The organism is Pseudomonas sp. VE 267-6A, assembly GCF_024126555.1.
In the GTDB taxonomy this organism is placed as follows: Bacteria; Pseudomonadota; Gammaproteobacteria; order Pseudomonadales; family Pseudomonadaceae; genus Aquipseudomonas; species Aquipseudomonas palmensis.
Genome location: NZ_JAMYBY010000014.1, coordinates 120,060 through 139,484 on the forward strand (window position 1 = coordinate 120,060; position 19,425 = coordinate 139,484).

Annotated in this window: 8 protein-coding genes; 7 read left to right on the forward strand and 1 reads right to left on the reverse strand. The window is 69.2% G+C overall.

Annotated features, from left to right (window positions below; genetic code table 11):
• The first annotated feature begins 45 nt into the window (after window positions 1–45).
• Window positions 46–12,678 (forward strand): filamentous hemagglutinin family protein, encoded by a 12,633-nt coding sequence (locus NJH59_RS17735; protein WP_253087095.1) that lies wholly within the window; start codon window positions 46–48, stop codon window positions 12,676–12,678.
• Between the two features lie 48 nt (window positions 12,679–12,726).
• Here NJH59_RS17735 and NJH59_RS17740 read toward each other — a convergent pair whose 3' ends face one another.
• Window positions 12,727–13,224, reverse strand: a complete 498-nt coding sequence (locus NJH59_RS17740; RefSeq protein WP_058541157.1) for an Lrp/AsnC family transcriptional regulator — start codon at window positions 13,222–13,224, stop codon at window positions 12,727–12,729.
• Between the two features lie 135 nt (window positions 13,225–13,359).
• Here NJH59_RS17740 and NJH59_RS17745 point away from each other — a divergent pair, with 135 nt between their 5' ends.
• From NJH59_RS17745 to NJH59_RS17770, 6 genes are all read left to right on the forward strand, one after another.
• Window positions 13,360–13,986, forward strand: coding sequence for a LysE family translocator (locus NJH59_RS17745; protein WP_253087096.1), 627 nt, complete (start codon window positions 13,360–13,362; stop codon window positions 13,984–13,986).
• A gap of 228 nt (window positions 13,987–14,214) precedes the next feature.
• Complete coding sequence (locus NJH59_RS17750) at window positions 14,215–14,832, forward strand: transposase (protein ID WP_173925066.1); 618 nt, start codon at window positions 14,215–14,217, stop codon at window positions 14,830–14,832.
• 87 nt (window positions 14,833–14,919) lie between these two features.
• Window positions 14,920–16,458, forward strand: coding sequence for a ShlB/FhaC/HecB family hemolysin secretion/activation protein (locus NJH59_RS17755; RefSeq protein ID WP_253087112.1), 1,539 nt, complete (start codon window positions 14,920–14,922; stop codon window positions 16,456–16,458).
• Window positions 16,459–16,488: 30 nt separating this feature from the next.
• Complete coding sequence (locus NJH59_RS17760; RefSeq protein ID WP_253087097.1) at window positions 16,489–18,294, forward strand: DUF2341 domain-containing protein; 1,806 nt, start codon at window positions 16,489–16,491, stop codon at window positions 18,292–18,294.
• Window positions 18,295–18,304: 10 nt separating this feature from the next.
• Entirely contained in the window at window positions 18,305–18,730 is a 426-nt protein-coding gene (locus NJH59_RS17765; protein WP_043860333.1) for a biopolymer transporter ExbD, read from the forward strand.
• A gap of 8 nt (window positions 18,731–18,738) precedes the next feature.
• Window positions 18,739–19,413, forward strand: coding sequence for an energy transducer TonB (locus tag NJH59_RS17770; RefSeq protein WP_240619904.1), 675 nt, complete (start codon window positions 18,739–18,741; stop codon window positions 19,411–19,413).
• Window positions 19,414–19,425: the final 12 nt, after the last annotated feature.

A 19,425-nucleotide genomic window follows, 5' to 3' on the forward strand; every position in this document is an offset into this window, starting at 1 on the left:
TGTGGCATCCCATTACCGCGATGGACCAGAAAAGGATTGATTGCAATGCGCCTTGGCACTGCTGCTTCGCCCTCCCACCGTACCCACCGTCAGGCCGATATGCCCCTGCTGCGGCTCAAGCCGCTGGCCCAGGTGATTGCGCTGCTGGCCCTGGCCGGCAGCGTGCAGGCGGCGCCTGCGGCGTTCAGTTCGGCCTGGTTCGCGGCCAAGGGCAGCGCGCCGCAGGCCGGCGGTACGGGCGGGCAGGGCGGTGCGGTGCAGTTGCCGGGGCTGCCACCGCCGCTGGCCCAGCAGCAGCGTGCCAATGCCCAGTTGCAGCGTTCGCTGCAAAACCTCAACAACACCGTGGCCGCCATCGCCGCGCAACAGGCTGCCCAGGCGGCCGGCCGCGCCGCCGCGCTGGCGGCGCCCTCGAGCATCCACAACGGCCTGGGCGGCAATGGCCTGAACCCGCTGCTCGATGCCAATGGCAAGCCGTTGTTCACCAACGCCGAGGCTCCGGTACAGACGCAGAAGGGCGGCACCACCCAGGTGACCATCAAGCAGACCGCCGACAAGGCGATTCTCAACTGGGAAACCTTCAACGTCGGCCGCGACACCCAGCTGACCTTCCAGCAGGACGCCAACTGGGCCCTCCTCAACCGCGTCGGCAACAGCGTCGCGCCCAGCCAGATCCAGGGCACGATCAAGGCCGACGGTACGCTGATGATCGTTAACCGCAACGGCATCGTGTTCAGCGGCAGCAGCCAGATCAACGTGCGCAACCTGACGGCGGCCGCCGCCACCATCAGCGACCAGCAGTTCACCGAGCGCGGCCTGTACGTGGACAGCCTGGGCAGCCAGCCGACCTTCACCGATGCCGCCGGCAAGATCATGGTCGAGCGCGGCGCGCTGATCCAGACCCACGCCCCGGCCAGCTCCACCCAGGGCGGCGGCTACACCCTGCTGCTGGGCCACGAGGTGGAGAACGCCGGCCGGTTGATCAACGCCAAGGGCCAGGCGACCCTGGCGGCGGGCGATACCTTCTACATCCGCAAGGGCGTCGGCACGGCGGGCAACCCGTACTCGACCACCCGCGGCAACGAGGTGGCCACCACGCTGAAGGCCGGCAGCACGGCCGGCACGGTGCGCAACAGCGGGCTGATCCAGGCCAGCCAGGGCGACATCACCCTGACCGGGCATCAGGTGCGCCAGCAGGGCGTGGCCGTGGCCACCAGCTCGATCGACAACCGCGGCACCATCCACCTGCTCAACGCGGCCAGCGACCGCACCGGCAACGTGACCCTGGCCGCCGGCAGCACCACTGCCATCGTCATCGACGCCAACCCCGGCAGCGCACTGGACAGCCAGCGCGAGGCGGTGCGCAAGGACCTGGGCGGGCAGGTCAACCAGCGTAACGGCGCGTTCGACAACCTCAGCGCGGTGGCCGATGACCGCAGCCTGTCGCGGGTGGAGATCGTCAGTGGCGGCACGGTGGACTTCCAGGGCGGCTCGCTGACCCTGGCCACCGGCGGCCAGGTGGCGGTGAGTGCCGGCCAGCGCAGCCTGCTGCGCGACGGCGCGGTGCTGGACGTGGCGGGCGCGGTCGGGGTCAAGCTGGCCATGGACAGCAACAGCATCAAGGTCAACATCCAGGGCAACGAGCAGCGCGACGCGGCGGGCAACCGCGACAGCGGCGCGCTCAACAGCACCGATGTGTGGGTCGACATCCGCGAGCTGGTGCACGTGGCCGCCGGCACCAACGGCTACGAGGGCGAGCGCTGGTACACCGCCGGCGGCCTGCTGGAAGTGGGCGGCTACCTCGGCACGCGCAGCCACGGGCTGGGCGAGTGGCTGGCCCAGGGCGGCACGGTGAGCTTCACCGGGGGCGACCTGGTGACCCAGGCCGGCTCGCTGGTCAACCTCTCGGGCGGCACGCTGGACGTGGCCACCGGCTACCTCAAGCAAACCTGGCTCAAGGGCGCCGACGGGCGCCTGTACAACCTCTCGCGTGCCCCTGGCGACGTGCTGTACCAGGGCGTGTACAAGGGCTACGAGCAGCACAGCGCACGCTGGGGCCAGACCCGCTACTTCTACAGCCCGCTGATCGCCCCGCGCGAGCGCCTGGAGAACGGCTACACCGTTGGCCGCGATGCCGGGCGGCTGGTGGTCGGCACCGCCAATGCGCAGCTGGGCGGTGAGATCCTGGGCGAAACCTTCAAGGGCGACCACCAGCTGCAGGCCCCGCAGACCGGCCTCGACGGCTACCGGCAAAGCCAGCTGAGCCAGGCCCGCGGCGCGCAGCTGATCGTTGGCGACTACCGGCCCACCGCCACGGGCAGCGTGCTCAACGCCGGCGCGGGCAACCTGCACCAGGTGGTGATCGGCTCGCAGGTGCAGGGCGGCTCACTGACCCTCGACGCCCCGGTCGAGGCCGAGCGCGAAGGCGTCCTGCGCCTGGAGGCCGAGCGCCTGCGCGAGCTTGGCGGCCTGCAGGTGGCCGCGTATGAGGGCATCCGCCTGGAGCAGGCGCTGAACCTGGCCGACGGCGCCGGCCTGAGCCTGCTGGCGCCACAGGTGCAGATAAACGCCGACCTGGTCAGCCACGGCGGCGACCTGCTGCTGGGCAACCTGCAACGCGGCTCGGACAGCCTGCGGGTCGGCAATGCCGGCCTGGCCGCGCGTATCGAGGTGGCCGGCGGGGTTCGCGTGGAGGCCAGCGGCCGGCGCCAGGACGGCGTCAATGCGCAGCCCGCCGACCTGTCGGCCTGGCTGGACGGCGGTTCGCTGGCCCTGCGTGGCACCGGCGACATTCGCCTGGGCCAGGGCAGTGTGCTGAGTGTGGAAAGCGGCGCGGCGCGCACCCCCGACGGCAGCTGGCGCGGGGGTGCCGGTGGCGACCTGAGCCTGGCCAGCCTGACCTCGGGCGGGGCCGGTGGGCAGTTGCTGCTGGGCGGCGAGCTGCGCGGGTACGGCACCACGGGCGCCGGCACGCTGGCCCTGCGCGGCGACACCGTGAGCATCGGCGCCGACACCCCGGCGGCCAGCCTGAACCTGGGCAGCGATTTCTTCGCCAAGGGCTTTGCCCGCTACGAGGTGGTGGGCAACCAGCGCCTGGAGGTGGCGGCCGACAGCCAGGTGCAGGTGACGCGGCCGGTGTATCGCCTGCGTGGCGATGCCCGTTCGGCGGCCGAGGCGCTGGAGCTGTGGACGCCACCGCAGTACCTGGAGAACGCCGCCAAGGGCGTCCTGACCCAGCGCGCCGGTGCCAGCCTGCTGCTGCAGGCGGGCAGCGAGCTGGACCAGTCGGCCCAGCAGGTGGCGTCACGCTGGCTGCAGGTAGCCAGCGGCAGCCGTATCCAGGTCGATGACGGGCAGTCCATCACGTTGCGCAGCCCCGGTGGCCTGCAAGTTGACGGCAGCCTGGTGGCACACGGCGGGCAGATCACCCTGGCTGACACTGTTGTGCAGGAGGCCTTGACCAGTGCGGTGCGGTTCGAGCCGCATCAACGGGCGATCCGGGTCGGCGCCGGGGCGCTGCTCGACGTATCGGCCCGTGCCGTCACCGCCGTGGACGCGCGTGGCGAGCGCTATGGCGAGCTGCGCCAGGGCGGCAGTATCGTCATCGGCAGCACCTTCGACCCCAACCTGGGTGGCGCGCTGGCCCCCGACCTGTTCGTGGTGGTCGAGCGTGGCGCTGTACTGGATGCGTCCGGCAGCCAGATGAGCGTCGATGTACCCGGGGTTGGCGCGACTCGGCTGGCCAGCCAGGGCGGCAGCATCAGCCTGAGTTCGATCAATGGCCTGTACGTGGACGGCGAGTTGCGTGCAGCGGCGGGTGGCGCTGGCGTGGCGGGCGGCAGCCTGACCCTTGCGCTGGAGAGCGGTACCTACCCGATCACCCCGGCCTATGCCGAGGCCATCCGCCAGCGCGAGCTGCGTATCAGCCCGCGCGGGGAAGCCTTCGCCAACCAGGCCGGTAAGCTGGAACATGGCCATGGCCACCTCAGCGTGGCCCAGGTGGCGCAGGGCGGGTTCGATGCACTGACGCTGTTCAGCCGCGGCGTGATCAGCTTTACCGACGACGTGACGCTGCAACCGGCGCGCAGCCTGCACCTGTATGCCGGTGCACTGGGGCTGGCCGAAGGGGCTCGCGCCGATACCCGGGTGCGCCTGTCGGCTGCGCATGTGCGTCTGGCCGGGTACACCAGCCTGCCGCCGGCCGGGCCGGGCCTCACCAACAATCAAATCGGTATCGCGCTTTCGTCGCAAGCCGATCAGGCCAGGCTGCAGGTGGATGCGGCGCTGATCGACGTACGCAATACCCTGAAGTTCGGCACGGGGGTGAGTGAAGCGCTGAGCATCGATCGACGCGGCTTCCATCAGGTCAGCCTGAACAGCAGCGGCGATCTGCGCCTGCTCAAGACACTGGGCGGTAACGACACGCGGCTGGTGGCGCCGGGCACGCTGACCCTGAGCGCGGCGCAGATCTACCCTGGCACCAATGCCGTGGCAGTGATCAAGGCCGAGCATGTGAAGATTGCGCGCAGCAGCGCGGCCACGCCTGCCCAGCCCTATTCGCTGTTTGGCGCGCTGTCGATACAGGCCGACACCATCGACCAGCAGGGCGTGCTGCGCGCGCCCCTCGGCGCCCTGGTACTGGGCACCGCCAGCACCCGCGAAGTGACCCTGCGCCCTGGCAGCCTGACTTCGGTCAGTGCCGCCGGCCTGGTGATGCCTTATGGCGGCACGGTAGATGGCCTGGTGTACAACTTCGCCGGCCAGTCGCTGAACAGCACGGTGCTGGGCCAGAGTCTGCCCAACGGCTGGCTCAACGTGACCCTGGGCGGTGGCAGCATCGCGGTCCAACCCGGTGCGGTAATCGACCTGTCCGGCGGTGGCGATGTGCGCGGCGCCGGCTTCATCTCCGGGCGCGGCGGCTCCACCGATGCCCGCTATCACCCGCTGGTGCGCAACAACCCCGATGGCAGCTTCAGCCTGCCGGGCCTGGCGGACAACCCGGTGTACGCCATCGTGCCCGGTGTGCAGGCCAGCGTGGCGCCCGAAGCGGTGGCGGGCGAGCCATCGGGTTCGATGCCGTTGGTGGGCCAGCAGATCACCCTGGACGCCGGGATCCCAGGCCTGCCCGCCGGCACCTACACCTTGCTGCCGGCCAGTTATGCGCTGTTGCCGGGGGCCTACCGTGTCGAGGTCAACGGCCAGGCCAGCGTCGGCGCGCCGCAGGCAGGTGCCATGGCGCTGCGCAATGGCTCATGGGGCCTGACCGGCAAGCGCTCGATCGCCGGCAGCGGGCTGGGCGATGCCCTGTCGCAGCACCTGATACTGACCGGTGCCGACACCTTGCGTCGGTACTCGCAGTACAACGAAACCAGTTTCAGCCAGTTCCTGCTCAACGATGCCGCACGCCTGGGTATCCCGCGTGCCGCGCTGCCCATCGATGCCAAGGGCCTGACCCTGGACCTGGGCCATAACGACACCACGCGGCCCGGCTTCAGCATGCAGGGCGTGCTGTTGAACAAACCGGCGGACAAGGGCCACGGCAGCATCGCCACGGTGCTGTTCGGCGACACCCTGGTGATCCACGGCGACAACGCGCCCGCCACAGCGGGTGCCGGCGAAACCGCCATTGCCGCGTCGCAGCTCAACGCCCTGGGTGCCAGCAGCCTGCGCATCGGCCATGCCGGGCAGCGGGTGTACGGGCAGGGTGGCAACCAGCTGCTGTTCGGTGATGCCAGGGGCACCAGCATCGTGCTCAAGGGTGGCGCACACCTGAAGGCCGCCGAAGTGCTGATGGTTACCGGGCGCATCGCCGGCGCCATCAACATAGAGCAAGGCGCGAGCATCGATACGCTCGGGCAGGGCGCACCCGCCTACGACAGCCGCGACGGCTACCTCTACAACCCGCACAACAGCAGCCTGCTGATCGTGTCCAATGGCTGGGTCGACGTGCTGGCGCCGCAAGCGCCCAGCGGGACGATCACCGGGCCGGGCAGCATCCTGATCGGCGGCTGCCTGACGCGGTGCAGCGGCCAGACCGAGCTGTATTCCGAAGGCACCATTGCCGCCGCCACCAACAACCGCTTCAGCCTCGACGACCAGGTGCGCTTCGGCACCCGCAACCTGACCCTGGCGGTGGGCGCGATCAACGTCGGCAGTGCGCAAAGCCTGGCCGCCGCCGCTGCGGCGGGCTACCTGCCCAGCGGCCTGACCCTCAACCAGCAGGTGCTCGACCGCCTGCTGCAGGGCGATACCCGCCGTGGCGCGCCGGCCCTGGAAACCTTGACGCTGACCGTGCAGGACAGCCTCAACTTCTTCGGCACCACCGCGCTCGACACCCTCGACCCGGCGACCGGCAAGTCGCGCCTGAGCAACCTGGTGCTGGGCACCCCGGCGATCTACGGGCATGGCGCGGCCACTGACGTGGCCAGCATTCGTACCGGCAACCTGATCTGGAGTGGCGCCACCCAGGCCGCGCCGGCCCTGCTCGGCAACGGTGCCGGCACCGGCAGCGGACGGCTGCAGATCGAAGCCCGGCGCATCGAACTGGGGTATGGCCCGCAGGCGCAGAGCAGCAGCCAGCCGGCGTTCGAGCGCCTGGCGCTGGGCTTCAGCGACGTGGCGCTGCTGGCCAGCGAACGCCTGACTGCCAACCACCGCGGCAGCCTGTCGGTGTATCAGTCACGCGGCGAGTATGTGACCGGCGAAGGCTACCGCTACAGCGGCGGCAACCTGCTGGTGCGCACCCCGCTGGTGACCGGTGAAGCCGGTTCGGTCAACCAGGTGCGCGTCGGCGGTGCCCTGCAGATGCTCGCGGGGGCGGCGCCGAGCACCGCCGACGCGCAGCTCAAGGCCGGGGCGCTGGGCGCCGAATGGTCGTTCAGCGCGCAGCGCATCGACCTCGACACCCGCGTGGCACTGCCCAGCGGCAAGCTGACCCTCGACAGCCAGGGCGACCTGCGCCTGGGCCAGGCGGCGCAACTGGACCTGGCCGGGCGCAAGGTCAGCCTCAACGACCTGGACAAGTACAGCTGGGGCGGTGACGTGATCCTGCGCAGCCAGCACGGCAACATCCACCAGGCGGCCGGCTCGATCATCGACCTGCACGCCGAACACAACCAGGCCGGCAGCCTGGAGGTGGTGGCGCTGGACGCCAGTGCCGGCCAGGTCGACCTGCAAGGCCGCCTCCTGGGCGCAAGCTCCGGCCACTACGATGCCGGGGGCACCCAGGTGCCCTACGCGGGTGCGGGTTTCACCCTGCGTGCCCAAGGGCTGGCCGGTGACCTGAGCAGTGCCTTCGCCACGCTCAACCAGCGCCTGAACGACGGCGGCGTGCATGGCAGCCGGCGCTTCCAGTTCAAGCAGGGCAACCTGCAGATCGGCAACGGGGTGCGCGCCAACCAGGTGCAGGTGTCGCTGGACAACGGCCATCTGCGTGTCAACGGCCTGATCGATGCCAGCGGCGAGCGTGTCGGCAGCATTCGTCTGGCCGCCGGCAATGGCCTGACCCTGGCCCAGGGCGCGGTGCTCGATGCACATGGCAGCGTGCTGCGCGTGGACAGCTACGGCAAGATCATCGACAGCCCCAACCGGGCTACCGTGGAGCTGAATGCCGGTGCCGGGCAACTGACCCTGGCGCGTGGCGTGCGTATCGACCTGCGCCATGGCACCGACGCACCCCGCGGCGGCGCCGCCGGCCAGCACGATGGCCGCGAGCGCGGCACCCTCGCGCTGTATGCGCCGCGGCTGCGGGCCGACGACCCGACCCATGGCGACATCGCCATCGACGCCTCGCAGGCGCTGTCGATTCTTGGTGCGCAGCGCATCGACCTGTTCGCCATGGCGCGCGATCATGCGGCCCCGCAGGGCGTCGACCCGCATGTCAGCGGCAAGCCCTATGTCCAGATCGACCAGGCCTACCTCGACGCACGCCACGCGCAAAGCGTGCAGTTCATCGACAGCGCCCTGGCCAACACGGCGCTGGTCAACGGCAAGCTCGCCGGCCTGGTCAAGGGTTACGCCCAGCAGTTCCACCTGCGCCCGGGGCTTGAAGTGATCACCGACGGCGACCTGGTGGTCAGCGGCGACCTCGACCTGTCGCGCTACCGCTACGCCAGCCTCAACCCCAACGTGCACAAGACCGGCGCGGTGTACGGCTCGGGCGAGGCCGGCAGCCTGAGCCTGCGTGCCGGTGGCGACGTGGAGGTGCTGGGCAGCATCAACGACGGCTTCGCGCCGCCACCCGAGACCCAGGACGACGGCGGCTGGGTGCTGCTGGAAGGGCGCCTGGCCTATGGCGCCCAGGTGGTGGTGCCCAACGGTGGGGTCGAGCTGCACGAGGGCACCGGTTTTCTGGCCGGCCAGGTGCTCAACTACGACCTGCCGATGCAAGCGCGCGTGCTGGCCTCGGGCGCTGTGCTGCCAGTGCGTGCAACCCTTTCGGCCGCGATCGAGCTGCCGGCTGGCACCGTGCTCTCGGCGGCGCTCTACAACGCCGACGGCAGCCAGGCACTGGCGGCGGGCACCCGCCTGGAGGCCCCGCTGCGCCTGGAAGCGGGCATGCAACTGGGCGCCGGCACGCGGCTGGTGGTCAACACGCCCGTCACGGCCATGACCTGGCCAAAAGGCGTGGCACTGCCGTCCGATCCGGGCCACCTGCTGAACGGTGGCGCCGATGACCTGGTGCTGCTGGCGGGCAACCTGGTGCTGCAACGCGGCGCGATCATTCCGCCGCGCACCGATATCAAGCTGGGGGGCGTGGGCTCGGTGGCGCTGCGCAGCGAGGGCAAGGGCACCAACTGGGCGGTCGCCAGCATGCTGCCGGCCGGTTCGCAGTCGTGGAACCTGCGCGTGGTGGCCGGTGCCGATACCACGGCGGCCGACCCGCGCCTGGCCGACCCGAACGCCAGCGGGCGCCTGCGCCTGGCCGACCACCACGTGGGCATGCTGGCGGTAGGCGCCAGTGCCGGCTGGGTGTGGACCCAGGAAGGCATCGACGGTTTTGGTGTGGACGCCAAGCCCGGCGACCCGATCGACTTCGATGCCATCGGCTACCCCACGCTGTGCGACGAGTTCCCCACCTGGTGCGCCCGGGCACCGGCTGCCGGCGGCGGCCTGGTGTGGACCCAGGAAGGCATCGACGGCTTTGGCGTGGACGCCAGGCCCGGTGACCTGATCGATTTCGACGCCATCGGCTACCCCACGCTGTGCGACGAGTTCCCCACCTGGTGCGCCAGGGCACCGGCCGCCGGCGGTGGCCTGGCCTGGACCCAGGAAGGCATCGACGGGTTTGGCGCAGATGCCAGGCCGGGCGATCTGATCGACTTCGATGCGATTGGCTACCCCACCCTGTGCGATGAGTTCCCCACCTGGTGCGTGATGACCGCGCCGGGCAACACCGAGCACGACACGGTGCCCGGCGGCGCCTCGCGTTACAGCGTGCTGCGTACCGGTACCGGTGACCTGGACCTGATCGCCGCCGGCAACCTGGACATGACCACGCTGTTCGGTGTGTACACCGCCGGTACGGCGACCCCGGTGCCCGCCGCCTATCAACTGGCACGCGGGCAGGCCAATGACGGGCAGGTGCTGCCGGAGTTTCTCGGCGGCTACGAGGCGCTGGTCGATGGCGGCGCGCAGAGCCTGTACCAGGCCTGGTACCCGGAGCAGGGCGGCAACCTGCTGTTGACGGTGGGGGGCAACCTGACGGGCAACTCCCTCAGCCGCGAATATGGCAGCCTGACCCGCCTGGCCTACCAGTTGCCCACTGCACAGGTCGGCAACTGGCTGTGGCGCCAGGGCAGTGGCAACGCGCTGGCGGCAGACGAGCAGATACCCACGGCCTGGTGGATCAACTTCGGCACCTATGTGCGCTACCAGCGCAACAGTGTGGTGGCCGGCTTCACCGGCTTCGGCACCCTGGGCGGGGGCAACCTCGATGTCACGGTGGGCGGGCAGGCCGGCACCCTCGATGTGATCGGCAATACCGCTGACCAGTACCGCACGCAGTGGGACGACAGCGCACGTACCCAGGCCCTGCAGCTGGCGGTGGGCAGCACCGGCCGCGTGGGCCGCGATGGCAGCCTGACGCTGGGCGGTGGCGGCGACCTGAACCTGAAGGTCGGCGGCGCCGTCAACCCGACCCAGGCGGCCCTGGGGCGTGGCGACAACGCCGATGTACTGGGCGTGGCCGCCCATGACCTGCAGGGTACCCTGGTCAACTTGCGCGGCAACCTGCAGGTGTCGGCAGCGGCCCTGGGCGGTATCGACCGTGCCTACGGCGCGCTCGGGATACAGCAGGACAGCCACGAAACCCGCGCCTACGACCCGTTCCAGGCCACCCTGGCCAGCGCCAAAGGCGGCCTGGTGGTGGTGCCCGGCGACGCCACGGTGCAACTGAGCACCCGGGGCGACCTGGTGTTGGGGGCGGCGGCCGACCCGGGCCGTGTGCCAACGCTCAACACCACGCCGTTCGGCACGGCGGCGGGGGGCGGCAACAGCTGGTTCAGCCTGTGGACGGCGAACACTGCCATCGACCTGTTCTCGGCGGGCGGTGACCTGACCCCCAGCACCCAACTGATCGAATTGACCCAGCCGGTCAGCGGTGATGCGCTGTCCGGCCTGGATACCTCGCCCACCGACGGGCGCTTTGTCTACCCGTCGATCCTGCGTGCGGTGGCGGCCTCCGGCAACCTGTACTACGGGAACTCCGCGCAGTACCGGGAGAAGAACCGGCTGCAGGGCGCGAGTGGCTACTCGTTGCTGCTGGCACCTTCGGCCAATGCCCAGTTGCAGCTGGTGGCGCAGGGTTCGATCTACGCCGGTGGCTATGCGATCAACCAGTCCGGCGCCGCACCGTCGGCCCTGGCCACGCCGTTCAACCCGGGTTTCATCGGCAGCTACAACGGCCACAGCGTCAGCAACCAGAGGCCAGACGGGATTGCGGCAGACCTGGAAGCGGGTCGCTTCCCGCTGTTCGCCTTTGGCAGCACCAGCACCGCCAATGCCTACGGGCAATTGCAGCCGGCGCGCATCTACGCCGTGAGCGGCGACCTGGTGGGGGTGCGCTCGGGCGAGGTCCTGAACTTCGGCAATGCGCGCAATGGGGCCGTCTGGTACGAGGGCGCCGCACCGGTGTGGATGATGGCGGGGCGCGACATCGTGTACAGCGGTACCGGCCTTGGCGAGACCACCTACGTGCCGGCGATGATGTCGGACATCGTCGGTGCGCTGGCGCTGTCCAGCGGCAACCTGTTCGTGCACAACCACGCCACCGATCATTCGCAGGTGGTGGCTGGGCGCGACATCCTGTTCAGTGGCCTGAACGTGGCCGGCCCCGGCACGCTCACCGTCAGTGCCGGGCGTGACCTGCGCCAGGAGGACCGCGCGGCCATCACCAGCCTGGGCGCCATCGTCACCGGCGACAACCGCCCCGGCGCAAGCCTGGTGTTGCAGGCCGGTGTGGGCGCCCAGGGGCCAGGGTATGCGCGCTTTGCCGAGCTGTACCTGAACCCGGCCAACCTTGCCGACAGCAACCAGAGCCTGGCGGCGCAGCCGGGCAAGGTGGCCAAGACCTACGCCGAGGAGTTGCGTCAATGGCTGGCCGAGCGCTACGCCTTCGAGGGCGATGCGGCCCAGGCGCGGGCGCGGTTCGCCAGCCTGCCGGCGACCGAGCAGGCGGTGTTTGCGCGCCAGGTGTACTTTGCCGAGCTGCGTGCCGGCGGCCTGGAGTACAACACCGTGGGCGGGCCGCGCCAGGGCAGTTACCTGCGCGGGCGCAATGCGATCGCGGCGCTGTTCCCCGAGCAGGACGTGGCCGGCAACCCGATCCGCTACGACGGCGACATCCTGATGTTCGGCGGGGCCGGGGTGCGTACCCAGGTGGGGGGCGCGATCCAGATGCTCACCCCCGGTGGCCAGCAGGTGTTCGGCGTGGAGGGCGAGGCGCCGCCGGCCGGTGCCGGGGTGATCACCCAGGGCAACGGCGATATCCAGCTGTACGCGCGCGGCAGCATCCTGCTGGGGCAGAGCCGCATCATGACCACCTTTGGCGGCTCGATTCTGGGCTGGTCGGCCGAGGGCGACATCAACGCCGGGCGTGGTTCCAAGACCACGGTGGTCTACACCCCGCCGCGCCGGCTGTACGACACCTGGGGCAACAGCAGCCTGTCGCCCACGGTGCCGAGTACCGGTGCGGGTATCGCCACCCTGGCGCCGGTGGTGGAAGTGCCGCCAGGGGACATCGACCTGATTGCGCCGCTGGGCACCATCGATGCGGGGGAGGCGGGCATCCGGGTGTCGGGCAACGTCAACATTGCCGCGTTGCAGGTGGTGAACGCGGCCAACATCCAGGTGCAGGGTGATGCCAAGGGCATGCCGGTGGTGGCGGCGGTGAACACCGGCGCGATCTCGTCGGCGAGTGCGGCGGCGTCGTCGGCGACCCAGGCCGCCGAAGATGCGGTGCGCCAGCAGCAGGCCGCGGCCCGCCAGCGTCAGCCGTCGGTGATCACCGTGCAGGTGCTGGGGTTTGGTACCGAGCGCCTGGTGCCGGGCAAGGAGGGTGCGAGCCTGGGGCCGCAGTACAACCCGCAGAGCCCGGTGCAGGTGCTGGGGGCCGGGGCGCTGGATGAGCAGGCGCGGGGGCGGTTGACGCAGGAGGAGCGCGGGAATCTGGTGCTGTAGGGTTGCCAGGTTCGGTTCGGGGCGGGTGGGCCGGTCGTTGCTACCCGCTTACCGCCCCAGGTGCCCCAGCGGCAGCGCCCCCTGCGGCTTGATCGTCTTGATTGCGAAGTTGCTGCGGATATCCCGGATCCCCGGCAGCTTGAGCAGCGTATCGGTCAGGAACCGCTCATAGCCGCGCAGATCCGGCACCACCACATGCAACAGGAAATCCGACTCGCCCGACACCAGAAAGGCGCTGACCACCTCGGGCAGGGCCAGCACGGCCAGGCGGAAGTTCTCCGCTTCGACCTCATGGTGCCGCTCGACCTTCACCCCCACGAACACCGTCAACCCCAGGCCGACTGCCTCGGCTTCGAGACTGGCATGGTAGCCGCGGATCACCCCGGCTTCTTCCAGCAGCCTCACCCGTCGCAGGCACGGCGAAGCCGACAGCCCGATCTCTTCGGCCAGTTGCACGTTGGTGAGGCGCCCGTCGCGCTGCAGTGCGCCAAGGATGCGTTGGTCGTAACCGTCCAGCTTGGGGTAGGTTGGGTCGTGGTTTGGCATAAGTGGCCTGTGGCTAGGTATTGAATTGGTACATCCTGCCAATAATAGCCCCGTTGCGGGCGCATAACGCAAGCACCTGCCTCGACCTTCCGGCATAGAATTTTCACTCTGTTGCCCCAGCCTGAGGTCGTTGAAATGGACGAAAAACTGCTCTACCTGACTGCCCTGACGATGATCTACCTGATGCCGGGCCCGGACATGATCCTGCTGCTGCAGACCGGTGCGCGCCAGGGGCGGCGGGCGGCGCTGGCGACCGTGCTGGGGCTGGCGGTTGCCCGTGCGTGCCACGTGACCCTGGCCGCCGTCGGGCTGGCGACGCTGTTCAAGGTACTGCCCTGGACGTTCGAGGTGGTCAAGTACACCGGGGCGGCCTACCTGCTGTGGCTGGGGGTGAAGATGTTCAGGCCCGTGGCGGGTGCAGTGCAGGGCCCGGGGGGTGCAGCGGTACGTGGCACGTGGAGGGCGGCGATGGCGCAGGGCTTTCTGACCAACCTGCTCAACCCCAAGGCCTTGCTGTTCTGCTCGGTGCTGTTGCCGCAGTTCATCGACCCCGCACAGGGGGCGGTGGGTGAGCAGTTCGCGCTGCTGGGGCTGGTGCTGGTGGTGATGGGGATGATGTTCGATGGGGTGTATGCACTGGCCGGCGGGTGGGTCGGGCGCCAACTGGAGCAGCGCGCGCTGGCGCAGAAGGTTCAGCAGTGGGTGTTTGGTGGGCTGCTGGTGGGGTTTGCGGTTCGGTTGGTCTGGGTGCAGCAGGGGTGAGGGGCGGGCGGTTGGGGCGGGCCCGGTAGGCGCCAGTCGATGAAGTTGTGGCGCTCTTCAAACCGAGCGCCGCGCAGGCGGCGCACGACCCTGAGGGCGCTGGATAGCCCAGGCCCTGCATCTCTCTTCATGAAGCTTTGGTGACAAAAGTTCGGTAGCAAAGCGCCACCCCCGTCATGGGTATGTGCAGTCACTGCGCAGCCGCACAGGGACGAAGGGAGTGGAGCGATGGGAACCATGGAACGCTACGCAAAAGTCGGAATGCAGGAACTCGATCAACGCCTGGCGAAGATCGTCGAAGCCGCGCGCAAGCAACCGGTGTCGGTGTACCGCTATGGCGCACCCTGGGTGTGGATCGTGTCCCAGGACGACTGGCAAAGCGCGCTCAAGGAAGTCTCCAGCTGCATCCCGCCAGGCCATTCGCTGGTGATGCTCAAGCCCAGGGTCGAGGAACTGCTGGCCGCCCACGCGCAGGAGCTGGCCGACCTGGCCCGGCGCAACGCGATGAGCATCGCCCCGCACACCCTGATGCACCTGCTGCTGTTGCAGCTGCTGTATTCGGTCCCCAGCGAAAAACAACTCTACGAACAGCTCAACTACAACCTGCTGTTCCGCTGGTTCGTGGGCCTGGAACTCAAGTCGCGGGTGTGGAGCTTCAACCTGTTCAGCCACGACCTCAACGCACTGCTGGCCTGCCAGCAGGCCACGCGCCTGCTGCAGTCGATCGTCAACGAGGTGTGCAACGCGGGCCTGGCGCAGATGCCCGAGTTCAGCCTCAACCTGGCCCAGCTGCACAGCTGGCTGGCCCGCCACGCCGGTCACGGCGGCGCAGACAACCATTCATAAGACACGGCCCTGGGCCAGACGGATTTCCTTGAACGAGGGGGCGGTGTGGAGCATTTGTTTTTCAACGGGTGGCGAGCCGGCGCAGTGATGCTGCTGGCCCTGGGAACCCACCACGCAAGCGCCGAACAGGCCGAGCGTCGCGTCGATATCAACGAGTACGTGGTGCGCGGCAACACGGTGCTCGATGCCCGCGCCATCGAGGAGGCGGTGTACCCCTACCTCGGCCCGCAGAAGACCCTTGTGGATCTGGAAGGCGCCCGCGAGGCCCTGCAGAAACGCTATCAGGCGCTGGGCTATCAGTCGGTGTTCGTCGAGCTGCCCGAGCAGCAGGTCGAAGGCGGCGTGGTGTACCTGCAGGTCAGCGAAACCAGGGTCGGCCGGGTACGAGTGGTCGGCGCCAGGCATTACTCGCCCTTGGAGATCCGCGAGCAGGTGCCGGCCCTGAGCGAGGGCCAGGTGCCGGACTTTGCCAAGGTCCAGGGCGAACTGGCCGCACTCAACCGCGGCCCCGGGCGCCAGGTGATGCCACTGGTGCGCGAAGGCCAGCGCCCCGGCACCCTGGACGTCGACCTGCAGGTCGAAGACAAGCAGCCCTGGCACGCCAGCATCGGCCTGAACAACGACTACAGCGCCGACACCAGAAAGCTGCGCAGCGTGGCCACCGTGGGCTACAACAACCTCTGGCAACTGGGTCACAGCGTGTCGCTGACCTGGTTCACCGCCCCCCAGGACACCGACAACGCGCAGGTGTGGTCCGGTTCATACAGCGCGCCCCTGAACCCGCGCTGGACCCTGCAGGCCAGCGGCTACAAGTCCGACAGCAGCGTGGCCACCGTGGGCGGCAGCAACGTGCTGGGCAAGGGCCATTCCTACGGGCTGTCGGCGATCTACTCACTGGTGCCGGACGGCAACTGGGCCAACTCGTTTTCCGTGGGCATCGACTTCAAGGACTTCGACGAGCAGGTCGAACTGGGCGGCGAGCGCGATACCGTGCCGCTCAAGTACGCACCGATCACCCTGGCCTACAACGGCTTTCGCTACACCGAAGCCTCGCAACTGGGGCTGGGCCTGAGCCTGGTGGCCGGCACACGCCGGCTGTTCGGCTACGGCAGCGACGACGAGGCCTTCGACTACAAGCGCTACCGCGCCGACTCCAGTTTCGCCGCGCTCAAGGGCGATGCGAACTACACCTTCACGTTTGCCGGCGACTGGCAGAGCGCAACCAAGCTGGGCTTTCAACTGGCCTCCGGGGCCCTGGTGTCCAACGAACAGTTCGCTGCCGGCGGCGCCACCTCGGTGCGCGGCTACCTGGCCGCCGAACGCACCGGCGACGACGGCCTGCTGTTCTCCCAGGAACTGCGCACGCCCTCGCTGGGCCGCTACGTGGGCAGCTACATCAGCGACTGGCGCTTCTATGTGTTCGCCGAAGGCGCGCAGCTGTCGCTGCAGGACCCGCTGCCCGAGCAGGACGATCACTTCAGCCTGGCCAGCGTCGGCCTGGGCACCCGCGCCACCCTCAACGACTGGCTGTCCGGCAGCCTGGACTGGGGCCTGCCGCTCAAGGACGGCGCGAACACCGAGAAAAACCACTCGCGTCTGCACTTCAGCGTACAGGCAACCTTCTGACCCCATCGGCATCGACCCTGGAGACATTCCATGCAACGCCTCATCTTGACCCTGCTCATTTGCCTGGGCTTTGCCCTGCCGGGCAGCGCCAGTGCCTGGTGGCAGGACGACTGGCAGTTCCGCAAGCAGATTTCCGTCGACACCACGCCCCAGGGCGCGGCGCTGACCCAGTCGCTGGGCCGCACGGCACTGCTGGTACGCCTGCACACCGGCAATTTCAGCTTTGACGGGGTCAATGAAAACGGCGCGGACATCCGCTTCGTGGCCAGCGACGACAAGACCTTGCTCAACCACCAGATCGAAAGCTTCGACCCGCTGATGGGCATGGCGCTGATCTGGGTCGACGTGCCGGACGTGCAGGGCGGCCAGCGCCAGGACCTGTGGATGTACTACGGCAACCCCAAGGCGCAGCCGGCCAATGCGCAACCGGCCTTCGATGCCGACTACACCCTGCTGATGCACTTCGACGGCGCCGCACCGCGTGACGCCAGCCCCTACGGCAACCAGGCCCAGGGCAGTGCGGCGAGCATCGAGGGCATCATCGGTCGCGCCATCCAGTTCAACGGCCAGCCGCTGCTGCTGGCACCCAGCCCGTCGCTGCAACTGCCGGCTGGCGCTGCCTTCACCTTCAGCGCCTGGGTACGCCAGGACCAACTGCTGGGCGATCAGTTGCTGCTGGCCCGCCATGAAGGCGAAAACCGCCTGCTGTTGGGTGTGAGCCAGGGCCTGCCGTTCGTCGAGGTCAACGGCCTGCGCAGCGCTGCCGGCCAGGTGCTCGATGCCGGCCAGTGGCAACACCTGGCGCTGGTGGGCGAGGGCGGTACGCTCAGCCTGCTGGTGGACGGGCGCCAGGTCGCCAGCCTGACCGCGGCGGTGCCGGCGTTCAATTCGACCCTGGCCATCGGCGCCGACCTGCCGCCGGCCGAGGGTCAGCCGGCCGGCGCCTATGTGCCGTTCGTGGGGGCGATGGACGAGCTGCGCCTGTCGCGCATCGCCCGCGCCGTGCCGGTGCTGCAGGCCGACGCGCTGGCCCAGGGCGCCGAGTCGCGCCTGGTGGTGTACGGGGTGGATGAAGAGCAGTCCGGTTTCGGTTTCGGCAGCCTGGGCTTTCTGCTCAAGGCGGTGCCGCTGGACGCCTGGATCATCATCGCGGTGCTGGTGCTGATGATGGTGCAGTCGTGGGTGATCATGCTGCGCAAGAACCGCACCCTCAACCACGTCAGCCAGGCCAACCGGCTGTTTCGCGAGCAGTTCGCCAACATCGGCACGCGCCTGGAGATGTTCGCCGACGACACCACCCTGGGCGAGCGCCTGACGCATTCGTCGCTATGGCGCCTGTACCTGGTGGCGGTCAAGGAGATCCGTACCCGCCGCGCCCAGGGCTTCGACACCTCGGCGGTGTCGGCGGCCACCATCGAGGCCATTCGCTGCTCCATGGACGGGGTGCGCACCCGCGAGAACCAGGCGCTGGGCTCGAAGCTGTCGAGCCTGTCCAACGCGATTGCCGGCGGCCCTTACATCGGCCTGCTGGGCACCGTGCTGGGGATCATGGTGGTGTTCCTGGGCACCGCGATGGCCGGTGACGTGAACATCAACGCCATCGCCCCCGGCATGGCCGCGGCGTTGCTGGCCACCGCCATGGGCCTGTTCGTCGCGATCCCCGCGCTGTTTGGCTACAACCGCCTGATCACCCGCAACAAGGAGGTCAGCGCCGATATGCGCGTGTTCGTCGACGAGTTCATCACGCGCCTGGCCGAGCTGCATGGCGAAGGCCAGGCCGGCGAGGCCAGCCACCGGCGTGCTGCCCACGCTGCCCACCCGTCCGTACCGGCCTGAGGAGAGCGCCATGGCAGCCATGAATGCTTCCCACGACGATGACGACGACGCGGCCGTCGACAGCATCAACGTCACCCCGCTGGTGGATGTGCTGATGGTGGTGCTGGTGATGTTCATCCTCACCGCCACCGCGCAGGTGTCGGGCATCCAGATCCAGCTGCCCAAGGCCAGTGCCTCGGTGTCGCTGTCCCAGCCCAAGACCAAGGCGATCTCGGTCAACGATGCCGGGCAGGTGTTTCTCGACGCCTACCCGGTGACCCTGGCCGAACTGGAAGAGCGCCTGCGCAGCGAGAAGGCGCGCAGCCCGGACTTCCCGATCATCGTGCGCGGCGACGCGGCGGTGCAGTACCAGAAGGTGGTCGAGGTGCTCGACCTGTTGCGTCGGCTGGAACTGGCCCAGGTCGGGCTGGTGACCGGCAAGCCGAACCAGGGTTGAGGATGCCCATGAACCAGAAGTTCGATAGCCGGCGCCTGCTCAAGTGGGGCGTCGTGGCACTGGTGGGCGCGGGCCTGGCCTGGTTGCTGTGGCAGTGGGCCAACGACATGAGCGGGGTGCGCCGCGAGGCACCGAAGATCCCCGCGATCATTCCGCTGCCGCCCCCCCCACCGCCGCCGCCCCCCGAGCCCCCCAAGGAACCGGAGCCGCCCGTGGAAGAGAAGATTGTCGAGCCGCAGCCGGTGCCCGAGGCCGAGGAGGTCAAGCCGGCCGAGGAGGCGCCGCCGAGCCCGGCCGATGACATGGCCAACCCGATGCAGATCGACGGCGATGCACAGGCGGGCGGGGACGCTTTCAACATCGGTGCCGGCAAGGGCGGCGGCATGGCCGGCGGCGGTGGCGGGCTGGGCAGCGGCAGCTACGGCCAGTTCCTGGCGTATGCCTTCCAGCGCCTGCTGCGCGACAACCCCGAGCTGCGCAACCTGACCTTCAACCTGCAGGGCGATGTTTGGCTCAGCGAAACCGGCGAGGTGACCCGCGTCGAGCTGGTGCGCTCCAGCGGCGATGCCGCAGTGGACGCCCAGGTGCTGGCCGCATTGCGCGCCGCCCCGGCCATGACCCAGCGCCCGCCGGCGAGCCTGACCCTGCCGGTGCGCATCGCCTTGCAGGGGCGCCGCGGATGAACCCGGCGCCCG

Excerpts from the sequence above, each read along its gene's own strand:
- NJH59_RS17735 (WP_253087095.1), top strand. The coding sequence starts at position 46 with ATGCGCCTTGGCACTGCTGCTTCGCCCTCCCACCGTACCCACCGTCAG.
- NJH59_RS17740 (WP_058541157.1), bottom strand. The coding sequence starts at position 13,224 with ATGCCAAACCACGACCCAACCTACCCCAAGCTGGACGGTTACGACCAA.
- NJH59_RS17745 (WP_253087096.1), top strand. The coding sequence starts at position 13,360 with ATGGACGAAAAACTGCTCTACCTGACTGCCCTGACGATGATCTACCTG.
- NJH59_RS17750 (WP_173925066.1), top strand. The coding sequence starts at position 14,215 with ATGGGAACCATGGAACGCTACGCAAAAGTCGGAATGCAGGAACTCGAT.
- NJH59_RS17755 (WP_253087112.1), top strand. The coding sequence starts at position 14,920 with ATGCTGCTGGCCCTGGGAACCCACCACGCAAGCGCCGAACAGGCCGAG.
- NJH59_RS17760 (WP_253087097.1), top strand. The coding sequence starts at position 16,489 with ATGCAACGCCTCATCTTGACCCTGCTCATTTGCCTGGGCTTTGCCCTG.
- NJH59_RS17765 (WP_043860333.1), top strand. The coding sequence starts at position 18,305 with ATGGCAGCCATGAATGCTTCCCACGACGATGACGACGACGCGGCCGTC.
- NJH59_RS17770 (WP_240619904.1), top strand. The coding sequence starts at position 18,739 with ATGAACCAGAAGTTCGATAGCCGGCGCCTGCTCAAGTGGGGCGTCGTG.